At 35.7% G+C, this 16311-nt stretch carries 13 protein-coding genes; 5 read left to right on the top strand and 8 right to left on the bottom strand.

Going from position 1 to position 16311, the window contains the following annotated elements; genetic code table 11:
- The first annotated feature begins 7 nt into the window (after positions 1-7).
- Positions 8-793, top strand: a complete 786-nt coding sequence (locus ACS604_RS01330) for a cyclase family protein (protein ID WP_208753227.1) — start codon at positions 8-10, stop codon at positions 791-793.
- A 112-nt stretch (positions 794-905) separates the two neighbouring features.
- Positions 906-1343, top strand: coding sequence for a MarR family winged helix-turn-helix transcriptional regulator (locus ACS604_RS01325; protein WP_208753226.1), 438 nt, complete (start codon positions 906-908; stop codon positions 1341-1343).
- Between the two features lie 47 nt (positions 1344-1390).
- Here ACS604_RS01325 and ACS604_RS01320 read toward each other — a convergent pair whose 3' ends face one another.
- From ACS604_RS01320 to ACS604_RS01295, 6 genes are all read right to left on the bottom strand, one after another.
- Positions 1391-4246, bottom strand: coding sequence for a glycoside hydrolase family 2 TIM barrel-domain containing protein (locus ACS604_RS01320; RefSeq protein WP_474769587.1), 2856 nt, complete (start codon positions 4244-4246; stop codon positions 1391-1393).
- Between the two features lie 120 nt (positions 4247-4366).
- A complete protein-coding gene (locus ACS604_RS01315) occupies positions 4367-5344 on the bottom strand; it encodes a fumarylacetoacetate hydrolase family protein (protein WP_474769585.1) in 978 nt (325 codons plus the stop codon).
- Positions 5345-5414: 70 nt separating this feature from the next.
- Positions 5415-6557: an FAD-dependent oxidoreductase gene (locus tag ACS604_RS01310; RefSeq protein WP_474769584.1), complete on the bottom strand. Its 1143-nt coding sequence runs from the start codon at positions 6555-6557 to the stop codon at positions 5415-5417.
- A gap of 14 nt (positions 6558-6571) precedes the next feature.
- Positions 6572-7696 carry an alpha/beta hydrolase family protein gene (locus tag ACS604_RS01305; protein WP_474769582.1) on the bottom strand — a complete coding sequence of 375 codons (1125 nt, stop codon included), beginning with the start codon at positions 7694-7696 and terminating at the stop codon, positions 6572-6574.
- A gap of 46 nt (positions 7697-7742) precedes the next feature.
- Positions 7743-8102, bottom strand: coding sequence for a Rieske (2Fe-2S) protein (locus ACS604_RS01300; protein ID WP_474769581.1), 360 nt, complete (start codon positions 8100-8102; stop codon positions 7743-7745).
- The gene (locus ACS604_RS01295) at positions 8102-9031 is read right to left on the bottom strand and encodes a VOC family protein (protein WP_474769579.1); all 930 of its coding nucleotides are present in this window, start codon (positions 9029-9031) and stop codon (positions 8102-8104) included. The genes ACS604_RS01300 and ACS604_RS01295 overlap by 1 nt, the downstream gene beginning before the upstream one ends.
- Before the next feature lie 281 nt (positions 9032-9312).
- Here ACS604_RS01295 and ACS604_RS01290 point away from each other — a divergent pair, with 281 nt between their 5' ends.
- The 3 genes from ACS604_RS01290 (at position 9313) to ACS604_RS01280 (ending at position 14029) form a co-directional block, all read left to right on the top strand.
- Positions 9313-10413 (top strand): MFS transporter, encoded by a 1101-nt coding sequence (locus ACS604_RS01290; RefSeq protein WP_464848812.1) that lies wholly within the window; start codon positions 9313-9315, stop codon positions 10411-10413.
- A gap of 918 nt (positions 10414-11331) precedes the next feature.
- Entirely contained in the window at positions 11332-11568 is a 237-nt protein-coding gene (locus tag ACS604_RS01285) for a VF530 family protein (RefSeq protein WP_003651786.1), read from the top strand.
- 199 nt (positions 11569-11767) lie between these two features.
- Complete coding sequence (locus ACS604_RS01280) at positions 11768-14029, top strand: ATP-binding cassette domain-containing protein (protein WP_474769575.1); 2262 nt, start codon at positions 11768-11770, stop codon at positions 14027-14029.
- 119 nt (positions 14030-14148) lie between these two features.
- On the opposite strand, the gene ACS604_RS01275 is transcribed toward ACS604_RS01280, so the two are convergent.
- Both ACS604_RS01275 and ACS604_RS01270 read right to left on the bottom strand, forming a co-directional pair.
- Positions 14149-15453: an MFS transporter gene (locus ACS604_RS01275; RefSeq protein WP_443273981.1), complete on the bottom strand. Its 1305-nt coding sequence runs from the start codon at positions 15451-15453 to the stop codon at positions 14149-14151.
- 190 nt (positions 15454-15643) lie between these two features.
- Positions 15644-16198: a TetR/AcrR family transcriptional regulator gene (locus ACS604_RS01270; RefSeq protein WP_474769574.1), complete on the bottom strand. Its 555-nt coding sequence runs from the start codon at positions 16196-16198 to the stop codon at positions 15644-15646.
- Positions 16199-16311: the final 113 nt, after the last annotated feature.

Raw genomic sequence — 16311 nt, 5'->3', positions numbered from 1 at the left:
ATTAATTATGGAAAATTTTCTTAAAGATCGAAAATATATTGATCTCTCCGTTACTTTAGAGAATAACCCATATACGGACCCTCCTCCTTTGCTCCCGAAAATTGAATATATGGATCATCAAGAAGGTTGGCCCGAAATGGAGGCTATGTTTCCCGGATTAGAGTTAAAAGATTTACCCGGAGAAGAGGCTTGGGCAGCAGAGCGATTAGTTATTACCACACATAGTGGGACACATATGGATGCGCCTTGGCATTACAGCTCTACAACAGATGGTGGAAAACCAGCTTATGGAATAGATGAGTTACCTTTAGACTGGTGTTTTAGACCTGGTGTGAAACTTGATTTTCGTAATAAACCAGACGGACATGTAGTTTCAGCATTAGAGATTCAGGAAGAATTAAGCAGAATTGGGTATACCCTTAATCCTTTTGATATTGTGCTCATTAACACTTCTGCTGGGGCTTATTTTGGACAGCCGGAATATTTAGGTAAAGGCTGTGGTATTGGTCGTGAAGCGACCTTATGGATGCTAGAACAAGGCGTTCGAGTAGTTGGTACAGATGCTTGGAGTTGGGATGCTCCCTTTAAATATACAAAAGAGAGATTTGCCGAAACAAAAGATGCTTCTATTATTTGGGAAGGACATAAAGCTGGTCGAGATATCGGCTACGGTCAGATGGAAAAATTAGCAAATCTTGAAAGTCTGCCTAACTATGGGTTCTTAGTTTCATGTTTTCCTTATAAAATTAAACATGCATCTGCAGGTTTTGTACGTGCTGTTGCTATCTTATAAAGATTAAAAATAAGATAAATATTAAGGATATATTTTTCTACAAAGTTAAATATATCCTTAATTTATTGATTCTGTATAATTTCATTCTCTCTTCTATTACAACGATCATCGAATGCAAAAAATTAATATTGACCGTCATGCAACTGCACAAATCAACATGTTGGCAAACAAGCTTATGTTGAAATCAAGTACTGCTTATACACAAAAATTTGGTATCGGAATGACAGAGTGGCGAATCATTTCTGTTTTATCCAGCGCTTCTGATTGTTCAGTACAAAAAATTAGTGATATCTTAGGTTTAGATAAAGCAGCGGTGAGTCGCACAGTCAAAAAACTAGAAGAAAAAAAATATATTGAAGTTAATGGGCATTCTGAAGATAAACGCATATATGTCATTAACTTAACTTCAACTGGACAAGAGCTTTATGACGTAGCTTCAGATTTTGCACTTGAGAGAGAAAAGCAACTTCTTGAAGAACTGGAAGAGTCTGAGAAAGACCAATTATTCAATTTATTAAAAAAACTGCGTAACAAAGTTGATCAAATGTAAAAAAAGCCTTATAGACTTTATTCTATAAGGCTTTTCCGTGCTAAAATTTATATCTTCTTTAAGGATATATTAGAAACGACGGCCTCTCCATTTACTCCTTGGAACTGTAATTTTAAGACCCCATTTTTTACGTCCACGTTAAATGATTTAATCAGTACTTTACGATACGACCCAGTAACCGTCAATATATCTAAATTACTATAAATTTTATTATTATTTTCCAGTACATTAAATGTTCTTCCACCTTTAGTAGTTGTGTTTAATGGTTCTAGAAAACCAAGTTTGATTTGATAAGAACCATTTGGAACTGGAATTGAATATTCAAAATCTTTTCCAGTACGATAACACTTCCATATTGCTGCATCGCCATCAGGAAAACCACTTGCCAATGTACGGTCTTGATTTGTATCAGTAGCACCTAAAGGGGTTAAGTTACGTCCAAAACCACCTTTAAAGAAATTATCTGAACCAAATGTTAAACCTGTAGATTTCTGTTGAAAGCCTGTGGTGATCTGGCCAGCTGCAATATTAACATTTGAAATATTATTTTCATTCAGATTCCATGTCACAGTATCGGAAATTACTTTTCCAGCTAACGAACCTGACACTAGAATTTCATTTTTTCCAGACTCTAAAGGAATATTTTTAAAAATACAGGTATTTGTTACTTTCGAAGCATTAGGAATTTCTGTCATCATATAATGGCATTCATCCTTACTCATTGTTTTAAATAATTTTCCATTCAAACTTAGAGTTGTATTATCAGCATTACTATAAACTTTCACATCTACTAATGGATAAGCACGATTTATATAACGTCGACCTGTAATATGAATAACTGGAATATCTGTGCGCCAATTTGCCTTATAAAAATAATACGGATCTTTTTTTATTTGATGATCAAAGGTAATCAATCCTTTGGTATTGACTCCTCGGACATCTCCTTCATTGCGTACGCCCGAACCAAAATCAAATAGGTTCCAAATAAAAGTGCCCCATATATAAGGCTTCGTGAGCATTGTAGAATAGTTTTGTTCATGAACGTAACTTGCATATTCTTCAGTCTGATAATTAACTTCTGTTCCATTACTTGAATCAAAATTATTAGTCTGGCCACCTAATGGGTTATCACTATGATGAGAAATTGCTGCTCCTGCACCATATTCGCTAATAGCCAAAGGCTGTTTTGGAAATTGAGTATGCAGCTCATCTAAATGAACAGATAAGTCATTTATGAGCTCAACAACATTGTAATACCAACCAAAATATCGGTTGTAGCCAATTACATCTGTAATTCCTCCTGTGCCTACTCGAGAATAATCAGGAAAGTTATTTTCACGTCCTTGTACCATATCTGCCAATGTAGTCACACGTGAAGAATCTTCTTTGTGAACAAGGTCATTTAATGTATGTAAAATTGGTGTGACAGTATCTTTACCTTGACACAATGCAATTGTATTCACTTCATTTGCAATCGACCACATACCAATTGAAGGATGGTTGTAGCTTTGTCGGATCATTTCTTTGGTTTGTTGGATTAGATTTTCTACAAAAGATTCAGGTACTTTAGAAGTATTGGCACAATCACCATTTACAACCCCACCTCGTCCTTGAGAACCAGTCAATGCCTGATTAACAAAAGGTGCCTCCGCCCATACGATTAATCCTAACTGATCTGCTTTAGTGTATGCATAGTCCGAATAAGGATAATGTGCGAAACGGACAGCATTCGCACCAATATCCATAACCGCAGACATTCTTTCATCTACATCACTATTAGAAATTGCCCATGCTTTGCCTAATGCATCTTGATGAACATTTACTCCATTTAATCGATATGATTTCCCATTTAGATAGAACCCATTGTCAGCATCAAACTTGATTTTTCGTATACCATACTGCTGAACTGATTTATCAATAACCTTTCCTGAAGCATCTATAACTTCTACCACAAGATCATATAAATACGGGTCAGTTATACCATTCCATAAATGAGCATCACTAATACTAATATTTTGATCTACTTCAGCATTAGCCAATGCATCGATTTTTAAGTTTTTATTACTACTCGCTGCAACTTTTTTATCCTTACCAATTAAAGTGGTTCTAACGGTATAGCTACCACTTTGATTGGAATTATTTGTTAATTTAGTTTTTATACCTATTTCAGTATCGCCAATTAAACTCCCACTTGAAGAACGGATATTATTAATATTCTTAGTATTAACAAAAACACCTGTACTACCAAAATCATTTAATGCAATCGAAACTAAATTAGGTGTAGAAATTAAGGATACGCCTCGATATAAACCACCTGCCATATTAAAATCTCCACCTAAAGGAGCTATAGCAGTTGGATCACTACCTGTTAAAGGCTTACTGTTATCACATTTAATAATTAATATATTTTTCCCATTTTTAAGATGTTTAGAGATATTAAATCTAAATGCTGTAAATGCACCTCCATGATTGCCAAGTTTTTCACCATTTAACCAGACTTCTGTGACAATACTGGCTCCATCGAACTGTATCCATGTATTCTCATTACTCTTCTCAGAATGATCAAACTCTAGTTGATACCAACCAATTCCACGGTGGTAATCTGTCGTTGCATTTGTTGTTGCTGCATCATTTGCATTCCATGTATGAGGTAATTTAACTAAACTTCCACTTGCAGAGAGTTTCTGACTTGCTGAATTAACATCGAGATGATCATTATCTAAAATGAATTTCCAATTTTGATCATTAAGTACTTTAGTTGTCCTAACTAACTCTACAGTAGGTGATGGCAAATTTTGTTGGCTCGAAGCATCGTCATTACCACAGGCATATATACAAGCAGTAAGTGTTGAAATAAGAAATAACTTTCCTAACCCGGTTTGTATCTTAGGTATTGGGTACATTGCCGCCCTCCTTGGGCATATTAATTTGCGTTTTTAACTAACTGTTTATGTAAAAATTCATAGTTTTTTTTATTATTTATTGAATTTTCTTAACTCATCACTATAAAAAGTGAACCAGTGTTAACAAGGAATAAACTTTGTTTTAATGGCCCCAAATATTGATTTATTACTTTTATCGAAGACATTAATTTCGACGGTTTCACCATATTGAATGAATTCAGTTTTTGCTGCGCCATCTTCAATCACTTCCAAAGCAATTTTTTCAGCAAGACAAGCAGAACCAGTATGTTTTGCATCTTTATTTGATACAGTGCCTGACCCAATAATGGTGCCCGCCTTAATATTACGGTTATAAATTAGGTGAGAAATAAGATCACTAAAGGAATAATTCATCTCCTTTCCATTTGGTGCTCCAAACCATTGATCGTTTCGTTTAACTTCGATATTTAGGCCAATTTTTTCTTCTTCCCATGCTTTACCAAGCTCATCAGGTGTGACGGCAACCGGAGCAAAAATCGTGGCGGTTTTTGCTTGAATAAAGCCAAATCCCATTTTTATTTCACGATTTAAAATGCCTCGCATGCTCACATCATTTAAAATCATGACTAACTTAATGCTAGACTTAATTTTATTTTTTGAACTCCCCATTGGAATATCCGAAACCGCCACAGCAAATTCTGCTTCAAAATCACATAAGTCTTTTGTAGATGGAAAAGCATAATCTTCCACACCTGAGCGAAAATCATCACTTTGGCGCTGTATTAAAATCGGAATTCCTTCTGGTTCTTCATTTTTAATTTTGTAGGCTTCTTTCATAATTCGGCCATGATTTAAAAAAGCTGAGCCATCGACAAACTGAAAACAGCGCGGTAACGGTGCTAAAGTATTTTGAATATCAAATACAAATCCATTTTTATCAGGATTATCATTAAATAATTCATAAGCTTCATATAACTTATTTTCCAACTCATCCCATTGCTCTAATAGTTGCAACATAGTTTGTGCAAATTCAGGAATAGGTTTAGCCAATTTTAAATCACGGCTTACAAAAACTAATTGACCGTCACGAGTTCCATTTTTTAATGTGGCAAACTTCATGTTTCACCTCTATTCTTTCAAAAAGTAAGCCCAAAGATCTTGTTTCTCTTCTTCGGGCTCATTTTAAATGTTATGCCTTAAGCGGCTGTGTTAATGCTTCAAATGCTTTAGTTGCCAGCTCTCGATGCTCAATTGGTGAGCCATTACTCATCTCAATTTCACCTAGACGAGTCGAGACATTAATAACCATTTTTGCTCGATCAAAATGACGCTGCTGATATATATTTAAAGCATCTTCTAAAGGTTGATCTTTGGCTAACTCTTCACTTAAAAGAATGGCACCTTCAATCGCGAGGCCAGCTCCAGAGGCAAGATGTGGAGTAGTTGAATGCACCGCATCACCTAATAAAACAACACGACCTTTATGCCAAGATTCTTCAATAAGTAATGTGTGTAATGGACGGTAAAGAATATCTTCTGCTTTGATTTTCCCTTGATCGATATTAGCTTTTACTTCTTGGACGACACTGCCAAATTCAGCTAATAACCCAGATAGTTTTTCAGGCCATAAATGCTGTTCAATAAAATCATCACTTTCATGACGATCTAATACGCACATATAACTTTGTGAATCACTAATAGGACTAAAAGAAGCTTTAAGTGTTTTACCAATCAGCATTGAAAAGTTATTAAAATATTTTGGTACAACAATTCGCCATGCCCCTTGATGGGTAAAGGTACTTTCAGGTAATTCAGGAAAGACCAGATGGCGTATTTTTGAATGTATGCCATCAGCTCCGATCACTAAATTAAATTGTTGCTCCTGCCCATTAGTAAATAGGACCTTGACAGAATCTTTGTTATTTTCCAACTTGTCGACAGTTGTACCCAAAATAACGTTAACGCCTAACTCACGTAATTTATTTTCCAACACTTCAGCAAATTTGGTCCGCATCACCCCAATACTATTTGCAGCTAATTCTTCTGCACCAATAGCTGGCTTAATGGGTGCTTCGGCAATCTTATGTCCATCTGAGGTATACATATCAAATTGGGAAAATTGGCCAGATACTTTAAATAACTCTTGTACAACACCAACTTCTTTAAGCGCGCGAAGCGTTGCCGCACTTAAGGTAATACCAGCACCTATGGGCTTGAGCGTATCTTTAATTTCAATTAAAGATACGTTTTTTCCAAGCTTCTTAAGTTGGATGGCTGCGCACATGCCACCTATGCCACCACCGATAATGGCAATATCTAGGATCCCTGTCATATTGTTTCTCCGATTTACTTTGAGGTTCTACCGCCTAAATGTTCTGCCAACCAATCCGCAATATACGCACCGGCATTTAATGGATTGTCAATTGAACTGTGTTCAACTCCTCCCATCTCATCATCAATAACCAATAGCTCTTTATCTGGCGAATTAATTAATTGATCATAAGTTTCATAAGCATATTTCAATGGAATCTGGCGATCCTTTTCACCATGAGTTACTAAAAAAGGCACTTTAATTCGGTCAAGAACTCCATTGAGGTGCATATTTTCTGCAATTTCAAAAAACTCTTTCTGGTCTTTTGCTCCAAATACCCATTCCACATGTTTCCAATAGTGTGGAACTGGGTTCTCACCTTCTCGTTTTAGACGAGCTTGTTGAACTGATCGCCAATCATGATTTGCACCCCAAATTGCCGCACAACAAAAGCGAGGTTCAAAAGCAACAGCTCGCGGGCAATAATATCCACCTAAAGAAATACCAAAAGCAGCAATTCGATTTTGATCAATTTCTGGTTGTTCACATAACCAGTCAACAATTGGAGTAGCCCATATTTCAGAGTTATAGACAGCACATAAATCTTGTAAGCGAATCGCCTCTCCTGTACCCGGTTGGTCAACCATAAGTACTGATATTCCACGCTCTACGAGTTCATCAGCTAAGGGGCTGTAAGACATTAATTCTTTAGTAGAATCAAGCCCATTCATCATGACAACAATTGCCTGCTTTTCATCTGTAGTTTTTCCTTTTGCATAAATCGCGCTTAGATGGCTATTTTGATAAGGAATTTCTACACGCTTAACATCATCTTTCTTATATTTTCGATATAGCTCAGCTAACTCTAAATAGCGTTTATATACTTTTAAACGCTCAGGATGACCTTGTTCTTGCATGCGCTCTGCAATTAAATAATATAAGGCAGCACGATAATATTTTTTCGCAGCAGACAACTCTCTGTTTTTCTCAAGATCTTGTTCAGCCATCTTAATCAGCTTATCTGCACCGCCAATCCACGCATGAAGAAACTCGACAGTTCCGACATCTGCATCATCAGAAGATTTTTCTAATAATGGACGGCAAAACTCATCAATTTCACCGATACTTCCACCATGTGTTGCAGCAATAACAGTGGACATACTCCAAACATAGTTTTTTGGAAAATAAACAAACATAAAAAACCTCTTATTCCTTAAGATTGATTAAACTTTTCGATTCAACATAAATCTCACCATTTATTTCATGATGTTGAATCTTCCTTAATTTTTTCCCTTTACATGGGCCTGCAAAACACTCTCCAGAAACTTTGTCAAAATGTGCAGAATGTGCATAACAAACGATATGTTTCCCATCAGCCGATAAAAACTTATCTTTCTGATATTCCAATGGACGATGGTTATGTGGACAGTCATTTACCCATACTGCTACTTCTGTATCTGTCATGACCAAAAAAAGCTGATCATTTACTCCGTCTAATGAAATTCCTTTCGCAGTGCTTTGACTAAGTTCGGAAGTTTTCGCAATAAAAATCCTTTGATTTAACATTATTCTCCTGGTGACCATTTTTTACGCTGATCAAATAAGAATACTTGTGAAGCATCACTTCCCATTGGCATTGCACGTGGTGTCCAATTATCATCATGCAAGTCCATATCTGCATCAAACTCCATCGTTCCACCAAATGGGCTATTGAAATACCAAAAGAAATTACTTCCCATGATATGGCGCCCCGGTCCCCAAAAGCTCTTATATCCTTTCTGAGCAAATTCCCAACCATTTCTTAAAACCTCATAACCTGATCCGAAATGGAAAGTAAAATGATTTACTCCCACCATATGTGGATTAAAGCTTTGAATTAAAAATAAAGAATGGTGTTCATTTAAGCCGGCTGGACGCATAAAAGGTCCAATATTGATAAAACGATCAGTCGTGATAAAACCAAGTCGATCAGCATAAAAAGCTTCTGCCTTTTTATGATCTGGGACGAAATAAACAACATGGGAAAGAGATCTTGGTGTTTTACTATGACCTTCGAGCAATACGCCACATTCATTAATGGCACGCCCAGGTTCTTGACCCGGTACATTTATTCCTACATGTGGGGCAACAATTTTACGTTTACGTGTAATACGGAATGCGATTGCAAATCCACTATCATCAAAAGAATGGATTGTTCCTTCATCATCAACACTCACTTCTCTATCTTTAGAAAGTTCTGCTGCGATAAGGTCTAATTCATTTTGATCAGTAACGCCATACACTGTTTCACGGATATTAGGTGCTGGAGCATTCGCTTTTGGCAACGATGGATCTGTAAATAATTTAAAAACAACAGTACCGCCATCTAAAGCTTCGTAAGTTCCACCACGTTCATTTTTTTCAACAAGATTTAAACCATAATCAAGTAAGTACTGGTGACACGCATCTAAGTCTAATACTCCAAAAACCAGACTTTCTAAGCCAAGAATGTTCATCCATTCAACTCCATTTGAGAAATTTAAAACTAAAAACTCGAAGGCTTCTAATTCATCTGGAATTATTAAAATACAAATTTTGTTGATGTGTCAACAATTATTGTTGACACATCAACATATTTCATCTTATCTTTTATTCAGGATGTTTTTTGTCCACTCATACAATGTTGAATTAAGAAAAAATCTAATCTTTAAAGGGATTATTTAAAGGAATAAGGATGATGCATAAAATCGAAAGTAAGCGAGGAATGCTTGCGCTCATGACGTCTCACTGTGCAGGTATGGTTGACTTGGTTGCCTTACCTATCTGGATAGGCACACTCATTGCGAATTATCATTTTGGTTTTCAACAAGCAGGTGGCCTAGTCACCCTGTTCTTATTAGGAGCAATGCTGGCAAGTTTAATATTTGCGCCTATTTTTAACCGTTTCAATCCTAAATGGCCAGTTTTTATTGGATTCTTTTCCGCTTGTTGTGCTTTTTACCTAGCCTCAAAAAATACTCATTTTTCAGTATTAGCAATATTACATCTGGTAGGTGGTTTTTCTGCAGGCCTTGCCTTGAGCTTTACTCATGGCACTATGGGAAGAAGTATAAATCCTCATAGAATATTTGGATTTGCCGGTCTAGCACTTGGTATTTTTGCTATTTTGTTTTTAGCAGGTTCTTTAAATTTAATTAGAAATTTTGGCGGTTCTACACTTTTTTTGATTCTTGCTTCAATTATGGCGATTGCTGCGTTTATTGCTTTTTTATTCTACCCCCAAGTCAATAAAAAACAGGACAATATTCAATTTGAATCGTACCATCGCCCTAAATTTTCAAAATATATTTGGTGCTGTATTTTTGGAATATCTTTATTAGCCATGACAAATTCTATGAATGTCAGCTTTTATGAACGTATTGGAATTGCACGTGGTTTTGGAGAAAGTTCTGTCGCACTGACATTGATTATTTACGGTATCGTTTCTATTTTTCCAGCGCCGATCGCGGCTTTCACCCAAAAGTATTTAAATCCATTGGCTGTTATTTGTATTGGTCCCATTTTCCAAGCCATATTTTCATTGGTGCTTACCCATAGTCATAATTATTTTCTTTATACGGTGGCTGGATCATGTATGGTTTTTACTATTTTATTTACTCATACTTATGCTTTTGGTTTACTTGCTAGGCTTGAGCCAACAGGTCGAGCTGTTGCTGGGACCCCTGCAATGTTAATGTTTGGGGCCGCCCTAGGACCAATCTTAGCGGGTACTTTAGTTCAATATATTAGCTTTGAAGCTATTGGGATCATGGGTTGTATTTTGGTTCTTGGTCAATTGATTTTATTTAATATGGTTAGAACCTACTACACGAATAATGGTTTGGCTCAAAATGCTTAATTTTTAAAATATTCAAGTAATTCTTCACGACTTTTTAAAAAGCTCTCTCTTTGAGGGCTTTATTTATAAATTACTAATAATTCTCCTTAACTTATCTTCTTTGATGTGGAAATACTCATATAAAACTGCTTCAAAACTAATAAAATGCTTTACTTCATGAACTTAATTTTCTATAAATATTAAAATTATTAACTTAAGTTATTAAATTTAATAGTTATATTTTTTATTATTTTTATGAACAAAATTTTAGGTGAACATAAGTTAAATGGAGGATTTGGAAACCTACCATATATAAGACTCTGGCTACTCTACGTTGCTGCTACGCCGTTTATCCTTTACTACAGTAAATTCGCAGCTTAGTATCTGTTGCTCAAGCAACTTACTAGCCCTTAGCGCGCTTAACGATTTAAACTGACTAACCCTATTTCTAATCTTAGCCAGAGTAATTCTCTAGACAGCTCCCTATAATTTGTAATTACACCTTTATATTTACCCTAGTGAACTATACATCACCTTTACGAGCTTTATTCTGTGGCTACTACTGGCTACTACTGGCTACTACTGGCTACTACTGGCTACTACTGGCTACTACTGGCTATTACTGGCTACTATATAGATTTCTTTTTCTAAATCGCCTTTTGAGCGTTAAAGTTATTAATTTGCTTAGGCTAAATTTCAATACACAGAATATTTTATATCTTATTGAAATTTATAAATATATTTTTAAAAAACCCTTTACAGGCTTAGAAAAACTGATATAGTACGTGCGTACAGCTATTCTTTAGATTTCCATCACATTAGCCAGTTTTGATAATTAATTACAGCCGAATACGCTTCGGGATGTGTTTTCGCAAACTCTCTCATTTTCCAACTAGCTCAGGTTATAATAATAGACTCCCAAAATATTGTTGATCTATTATGAACGCCTCCAATGACCCTTTACACGGCAAAAAACTTGCTGACATTTTGGATGAATTATTGGATTACTACGGTGGATTTGAAGGCTTAAGTCGTAAAATTGAAATTAGATGTTTTTGCATAGATCCAAGTGTTAAATCATCATTACGATTCTTACGTACCACACCATGGGCACGTGAAAAAGTAGAAAGCTTATATTTGTATGTTTTACGCCAAAAAGCCAAACAGAAATCGTAGCGATCAAAACTCTAGCCTCAGCATTTTAATTAGTGGTGGATTGCCACCACTCTTCTTTAGTAGGAAAATATGTAATAGCTTCCTAACAATTAAGCCCTATAAGTTGAATATTTAAACAATTCATTTAAGAAACATCTACACGCTTTTCAGAAATTTTATTTTACTTTTACTATAAACCCCTAAGTTCAAGTGATCACACATGACTAAAAGAACAATAAATATTTATGGAGCCCGACAAAATAACCTTAAAAATATTTCATTAAAAATCCCAAAACATGAAATTGTTGTCTTTACTGGTGTCTCTGGCTCAGGTAAATCTTCTTTAGTTTTTGAAACCATTGGCGCAGAAGCACAAAGACAAATTAATGAAACTCAAGATAGTTTTGTCCGCAATCGTTTACAGCATTTTGGCGTAGCTGACGTTGATAAAATTGAGAATTTAAATGTACCTGTCATTATTAATCAAAAACGTTTAACGGGTAACATCCGCTCAACCGTTGCAACAATTACAGATATTTACGCCAATCTTCGCTTATTATTTTCACGTATGGGTGAACCATTTGTAGGATATTCGAATGTTTTTTCTTTTAATCATCCCAATGGGATGTGTCCACAATGCGAAGGTATTGGTTTAGAGCAAACAATTGATATTTATAAAATATTAGATTTAGATAAATCCTTAAATGAAGAAGGCGCTATCAATTTTCCTACCTATCAACCTACTGCATGGCGTTGGACGCGATATGCAGATTCAGGTTATTTCGACTTAAATAAAAAGTTAAAAGATTATAGTGAAAAAGAATGGGACTTGTTGTTGTATGCTCCTCAACACAAACCTTTGAATCCAACAAGTAAATGGAGAAAAACTGCACTTTACGAAGGATTGGTGACCAGATTTGAACGTAACTTTTTAAAGGGAGAAACACGGGAAAGAAATCGTTATGGGAATAAGCTTGAGCAAATTATTACAACCAAAGAATGTTCTTTGTGTAAAGGCCAACGACTTAATCAAAAATCTTTATCTTGTAAAATTAACGGTAAAAATATTGCTGAATGTACAGCTCTATCTGTATCAATGCTTTTAGAGTTTATAGAGTCTATAAAAAGTGAGAAATTTGAAACTGTTTTACATGAGCTCATTAATAAGCTGAGTAACTTAAATTTAGTTGGTCTCAGTTATTTAAACCTTAATCGTGTGAGCAATACATTATCGGGCGGTGAATCACAACGAATTAAGATGGTTAAACATTTGGGTAATAGTCTAGTTGATCTACTCTACATTTTTGACGAGCCAAGTATTGGGCTGCATCCAAAAGATTTAGATAATATTATTAAAATCATTCAAAAGATTAGAGATAAAGGAAATAGTGTTTTACTGGTTGAACATGACCCAGATCTAATTAGAACAGCTGACCATGTCATTGATATGGGGCCTCTTTCTGGTGCCAATGGTGGTCAAATCATTTACCAAGGAACTTTCGAAGAATTAAAGAACTCATCAGGTTTAACAGGCCAGTTTTTTAAAAGACAAAATACCTATAAGAAAATGCCACGTATGAGTAATGAATGGATTTCGATTAAAAATGCTCATTTATTCAATCTAAAAAATATTGATGTCGACATTCCCAAAAATTGTCTAAGCGTTATTACAGGTGTTGCGGGCTCTGGAAAAAGTACGTTAATCAGTAAAGTCTTACCGCAACAATATCCTGAAACAAAAGTGATTGATCAATCTACAATTACTGCAAGCATTCGGTCAAATTTACTGACCTATCTAGACCTTCTTGATCCGATTCGCCAACTATTTGCAAAAGCAAATAAAGTGAGTGCTAAGCTTTTTAGTTTTAACAGCGAAGGTGCCTGTCCTCAATGTAAAGGATCAGGTATCGAGAAAATTGAACTCGCATTTTTAGATGATGTTGAAATGACATGTGACCTTTGTCACGGCTCAGGATATGCCCCAGAGGTATTAAAGTATCACTATAAAGATAAAAACATTGCTGAAATCTTGAAAATGACTGTTACAGAAGCCAGCCACTTTTTTGAAGATCGTAATTTACAGCAGCAATTTAATTCATTGGTAAGCTTGGGCTTAGACTATATTGCAATTGGCCAACGCTTAAATACTTTCTCAGGTGGCGAGCGCCAAAGATTAAAACTCTCAAAAGAACTCAATGAAACAGATAATATTTTTGTATTAGATGAGCCGAGTACAGGCTTACACCCTTCTGATACTGAAAAATTGATTAGTTTATTAAATAGCTTAGTTGAAAAAGGCAATACGATCATCGTTATTGAACATAATCTAGACATTATTAGCCAAGCAGATTGGATTATTGATATTGGTCCATTAGCTGGTGACAAAGGTGGTGAATTGGTGTTCTCTGGAACTGTTACCTGTTTGCTCTCCGCAGAAAAATCATTCACAGGTCACTATTTGAAAAAATATCTAGAGCTGTAAAGATTTGATTAACTAGCTTGGCACAATCAAGTTTAAATGTGAGAGCCCTCTCGACTCTCACATCTCTAATTGTAGTAAGGAATACTCAAGCAACCTCTCCCACTCATTCTCTTGTAACGCTATGACCGATATTTAGCCTGAATCATCAGCATGATAATAACGAACAACGAAGGTATTGCAGCAATTACAAATAAATGGGTAATGACCAGAAATTGAGAAAGATAGCCACCAAATAACGGCCCAATGACCGAACCCAAACGGGCAATCCCAATACTCCAGCCCACCCCAGTGGTACGAAGTGAAACCGGGTAATAACTTGCAGACAGCGCATTAATGGCAGGTTGCCCACCAACAATCGCAAAGCCAGCAATAAAAATGATGAAAAATAATAAAACGATATGGCTAACAGCATAGCCAATTAAAGCAACACTAATCACTGCAACCAAAAAAACAGGAATTAATACTTTATAAAATCCGGTCTTATCGATTTTAAGGCCCATTACAATGCTACCAATCGTACCGCCTAATTGTAGAGTGGAGCCGATCATCAATGCCTGATTTAATGAAAGCCCTGACTCTTTAGACAAAGTCGGTAGCCAGTTCGCCAGAAAATAGAGACTGATCATGTTTAAAATACTGATGATCCAGATGGAATAGGTAAAAAACGCACGCTTATTTTTAAATAACTCAAGCGGTGACTTCTTAACCTGAACTTCAGTCCTATTAATGATTTTCATCTCTGAATTAAATGTTAATGCAGGATAAAATTTCTTTAACCAAAACAAAATTTTGGGCGTGTTTTTACTATTTTCACTTAAAAAATATAAAGACTCTGGCAGCTTAAACAACGTGATAAAGAAAATAATTAAAGGAACAATACCACCAAAATAGAAAATCGCCTGCCATCCTCCCCAAGGAACCAATAAGGCGGATATGCCTCCTCCCAACATTGCCCCGACCGTATAGCCACAAGAAATGACCATCATGGTGAAAATACGAGATTTATATGGAACAATTTCGGAGCTATAAGCCATAACATTTGGCATGATGCCTCCTAAAAAAATTCCTGTAACAAAGCGGATTGCAGTCAATTGCTCAATATTGCCGACATGTGGTGTGACCAGCATCAATATGGAGAACATAAAGGTTGAGATCAGTAATATGGGGCGACGGCCAAATCGATCGGAAAGTGAACTTAATAAAAATGATCCGACAAACAAACCAAATAAGCTGGCGCTAAACACAACGCCTAACATGGTTTTATGAACGCCCCATTCTTCTATAATCATTGGAGCTGCGTAAGCCATAGACTGAATGTCATATCCATCCATAATCATCAGCAATAAACAGGTAAACAAAATAAATTTCTGATAGCGTCCAACTTTCTGCTGATTGATCAAATCACTTAATGCAACTTCTTTCATGGTCATCCCTTCTCCATGTTGCGCTTTCAATTATTTTCATTTTAATTACGTTATTCGTAATTAATTTATGAATAACGTAAAAAATAAAATAACAATATTCTCCCCACAAAGTCAAAAGATTATTTTTTGATTTATCGCACGGCACTTCTGGTTTACTCGTCACAGCATCTTTTTAAATTATTTTTTATATTCAAGGGCTTGTTTTAAAAAATAGCTCTAGCATGACATCTCTTTCTTCCAAACTATTGGAACTTAGAAATTGCATCATCAAGCCATCGATTAGGTTTAACACCATGTTGACATCGGGTTTTATTGCACAAGTTTCTAGACTAAAAATCAGATCAAAAATCTCATGAAGTAGCCATTTTCGATATTCAATCGCCATACGGTAACCTTGCGAATAAACGAGTTTAATTTCAAATATGGCTTTGAGTAATAAGTGGTACAGGCTATTAAAGCAGACATGTAAACGCACAATTTCTTTGAGTTTATCGCTTGAAGTGTAGTATCGGTTTGAATAAATAATTGACAGCACTTGTTCTTTAAGGAGTCTCTTTTGAAAGGCGATACACATTTCAATCAGGTGCTCTTTGGACTGAAAATAATGATAAAAAGTGCTTTTGGTTATTTCGGACTCTTTCACAATCAGGTCTATTCCCGCTGTGTGAAAACCATGGGTGGTAAATAAGTGTATCGCGGTACGAATAACCTGTAATTTTTTGGAAGAGATTTCTAAATTTGACATAGTTTTACCGTTATAAATTCTTGTTGTTTCTAAATGAGATATTTTTTGGGGAGAAAAAAAGGCATAGCAAAGCCGTAAGACTGTGCCTGGCACATCTCAAGTTTTATTGTTGA

It is taken from the genome of Acinetobacter sp. Li1LvA2 (assembly GCF_056156705.1).
Note: the sequence above shows the minus strand (reverse complement) of the source record. Positions and strands in the feature narration are given on the sequence as shown.

What these genes read in the sequence shown, in the direction of transcription:
- ACS604_RS01280 (WP_474769575.1), top strand. Translation starts at nt 11,768, where the DNA reads ATGACTAAAAGAACAATAAATATTTATGGAGCCCGACAAAATAACCTT.
- ACS604_RS01320 (WP_474769587.1), bottom strand. Translation starts at nt 4,246, where the DNA reads ATGTACCCAATACCTAAGATACAAACCGGGTTAGGAAAGTTATTTCTT.
- ACS604_RS01310 (WP_474769584.1), bottom strand. Translation starts at nt 6,557, where the DNA reads ATGACAGGGATCCTAGATATTGCCATTATCGGTGGTGGCATAGGTGGC.
- ACS604_RS01270 (WP_474769574.1), bottom strand. Translation starts at nt 16,198, where the DNA reads ATGTCAAATTTAGAAATCTCTTCCAAAAAATTACAGGTTATTCGTACC.
- ACS604_RS01295 (WP_474769579.1), bottom strand. Translation starts at nt 9,031, where the DNA reads ATGAACATTCTTGGCTTAGAAAGTCTGGTTTTTGGAGTATTAGACTTA.
- ACS604_RS01285 (WP_003651786.1), top strand. Translation starts at nt 11,332, where the DNA reads ATGAACGCCTCCAATGACCCTTTACACGGCAAAAAACTTGCTGACATT.
- ACS604_RS01290 (WP_464848812.1), top strand. Translation starts at nt 9,313, where the DNA reads ATGGTTGACTTGGTTGCCTTACCTATCTGGATAGGCACACTCATTGCG.
- ACS604_RS01330 (WP_208753227.1), top strand. Translation starts at nt 8, where the DNA reads ATGGAAAATTTTCTTAAAGATCGAAAATATATTGATCTCTCCGTTACT.
- ACS604_RS01300 (WP_474769581.1), bottom strand. Translation starts at nt 8,102, where the DNA reads ATGTTAAATCAAAGGATTTTTATTGCGAAAACTTCCGAACTTAGTCAA.
- ACS604_RS01305 (WP_474769582.1), bottom strand. Translation starts at nt 7,696, where the DNA reads ATGTCCACTGTTATTGCTGCAACACATGGTGGAAGTATCGGTGAAATT.
- ACS604_RS01275 (WP_443273981.1), bottom strand. Translation starts at nt 15,453, where the DNA reads ATGAAAGAAGTTGCATTAAGTGATTTGATCAATCAGCAGAAAGTTGGA.
- ACS604_RS01315 (WP_474769585.1), bottom strand. Translation starts at nt 5,344, where the DNA reads ATGAAGTTTGCCACATTAAAAAATGGAACTCGTGACGGTCAATTAGTT.
- ACS604_RS01325 (WP_208753226.1), top strand. Translation starts at nt 906, where the DNA reads ATGCAAAAAATTAATATTGACCGTCATGCAACTGCACAAATCAACATG.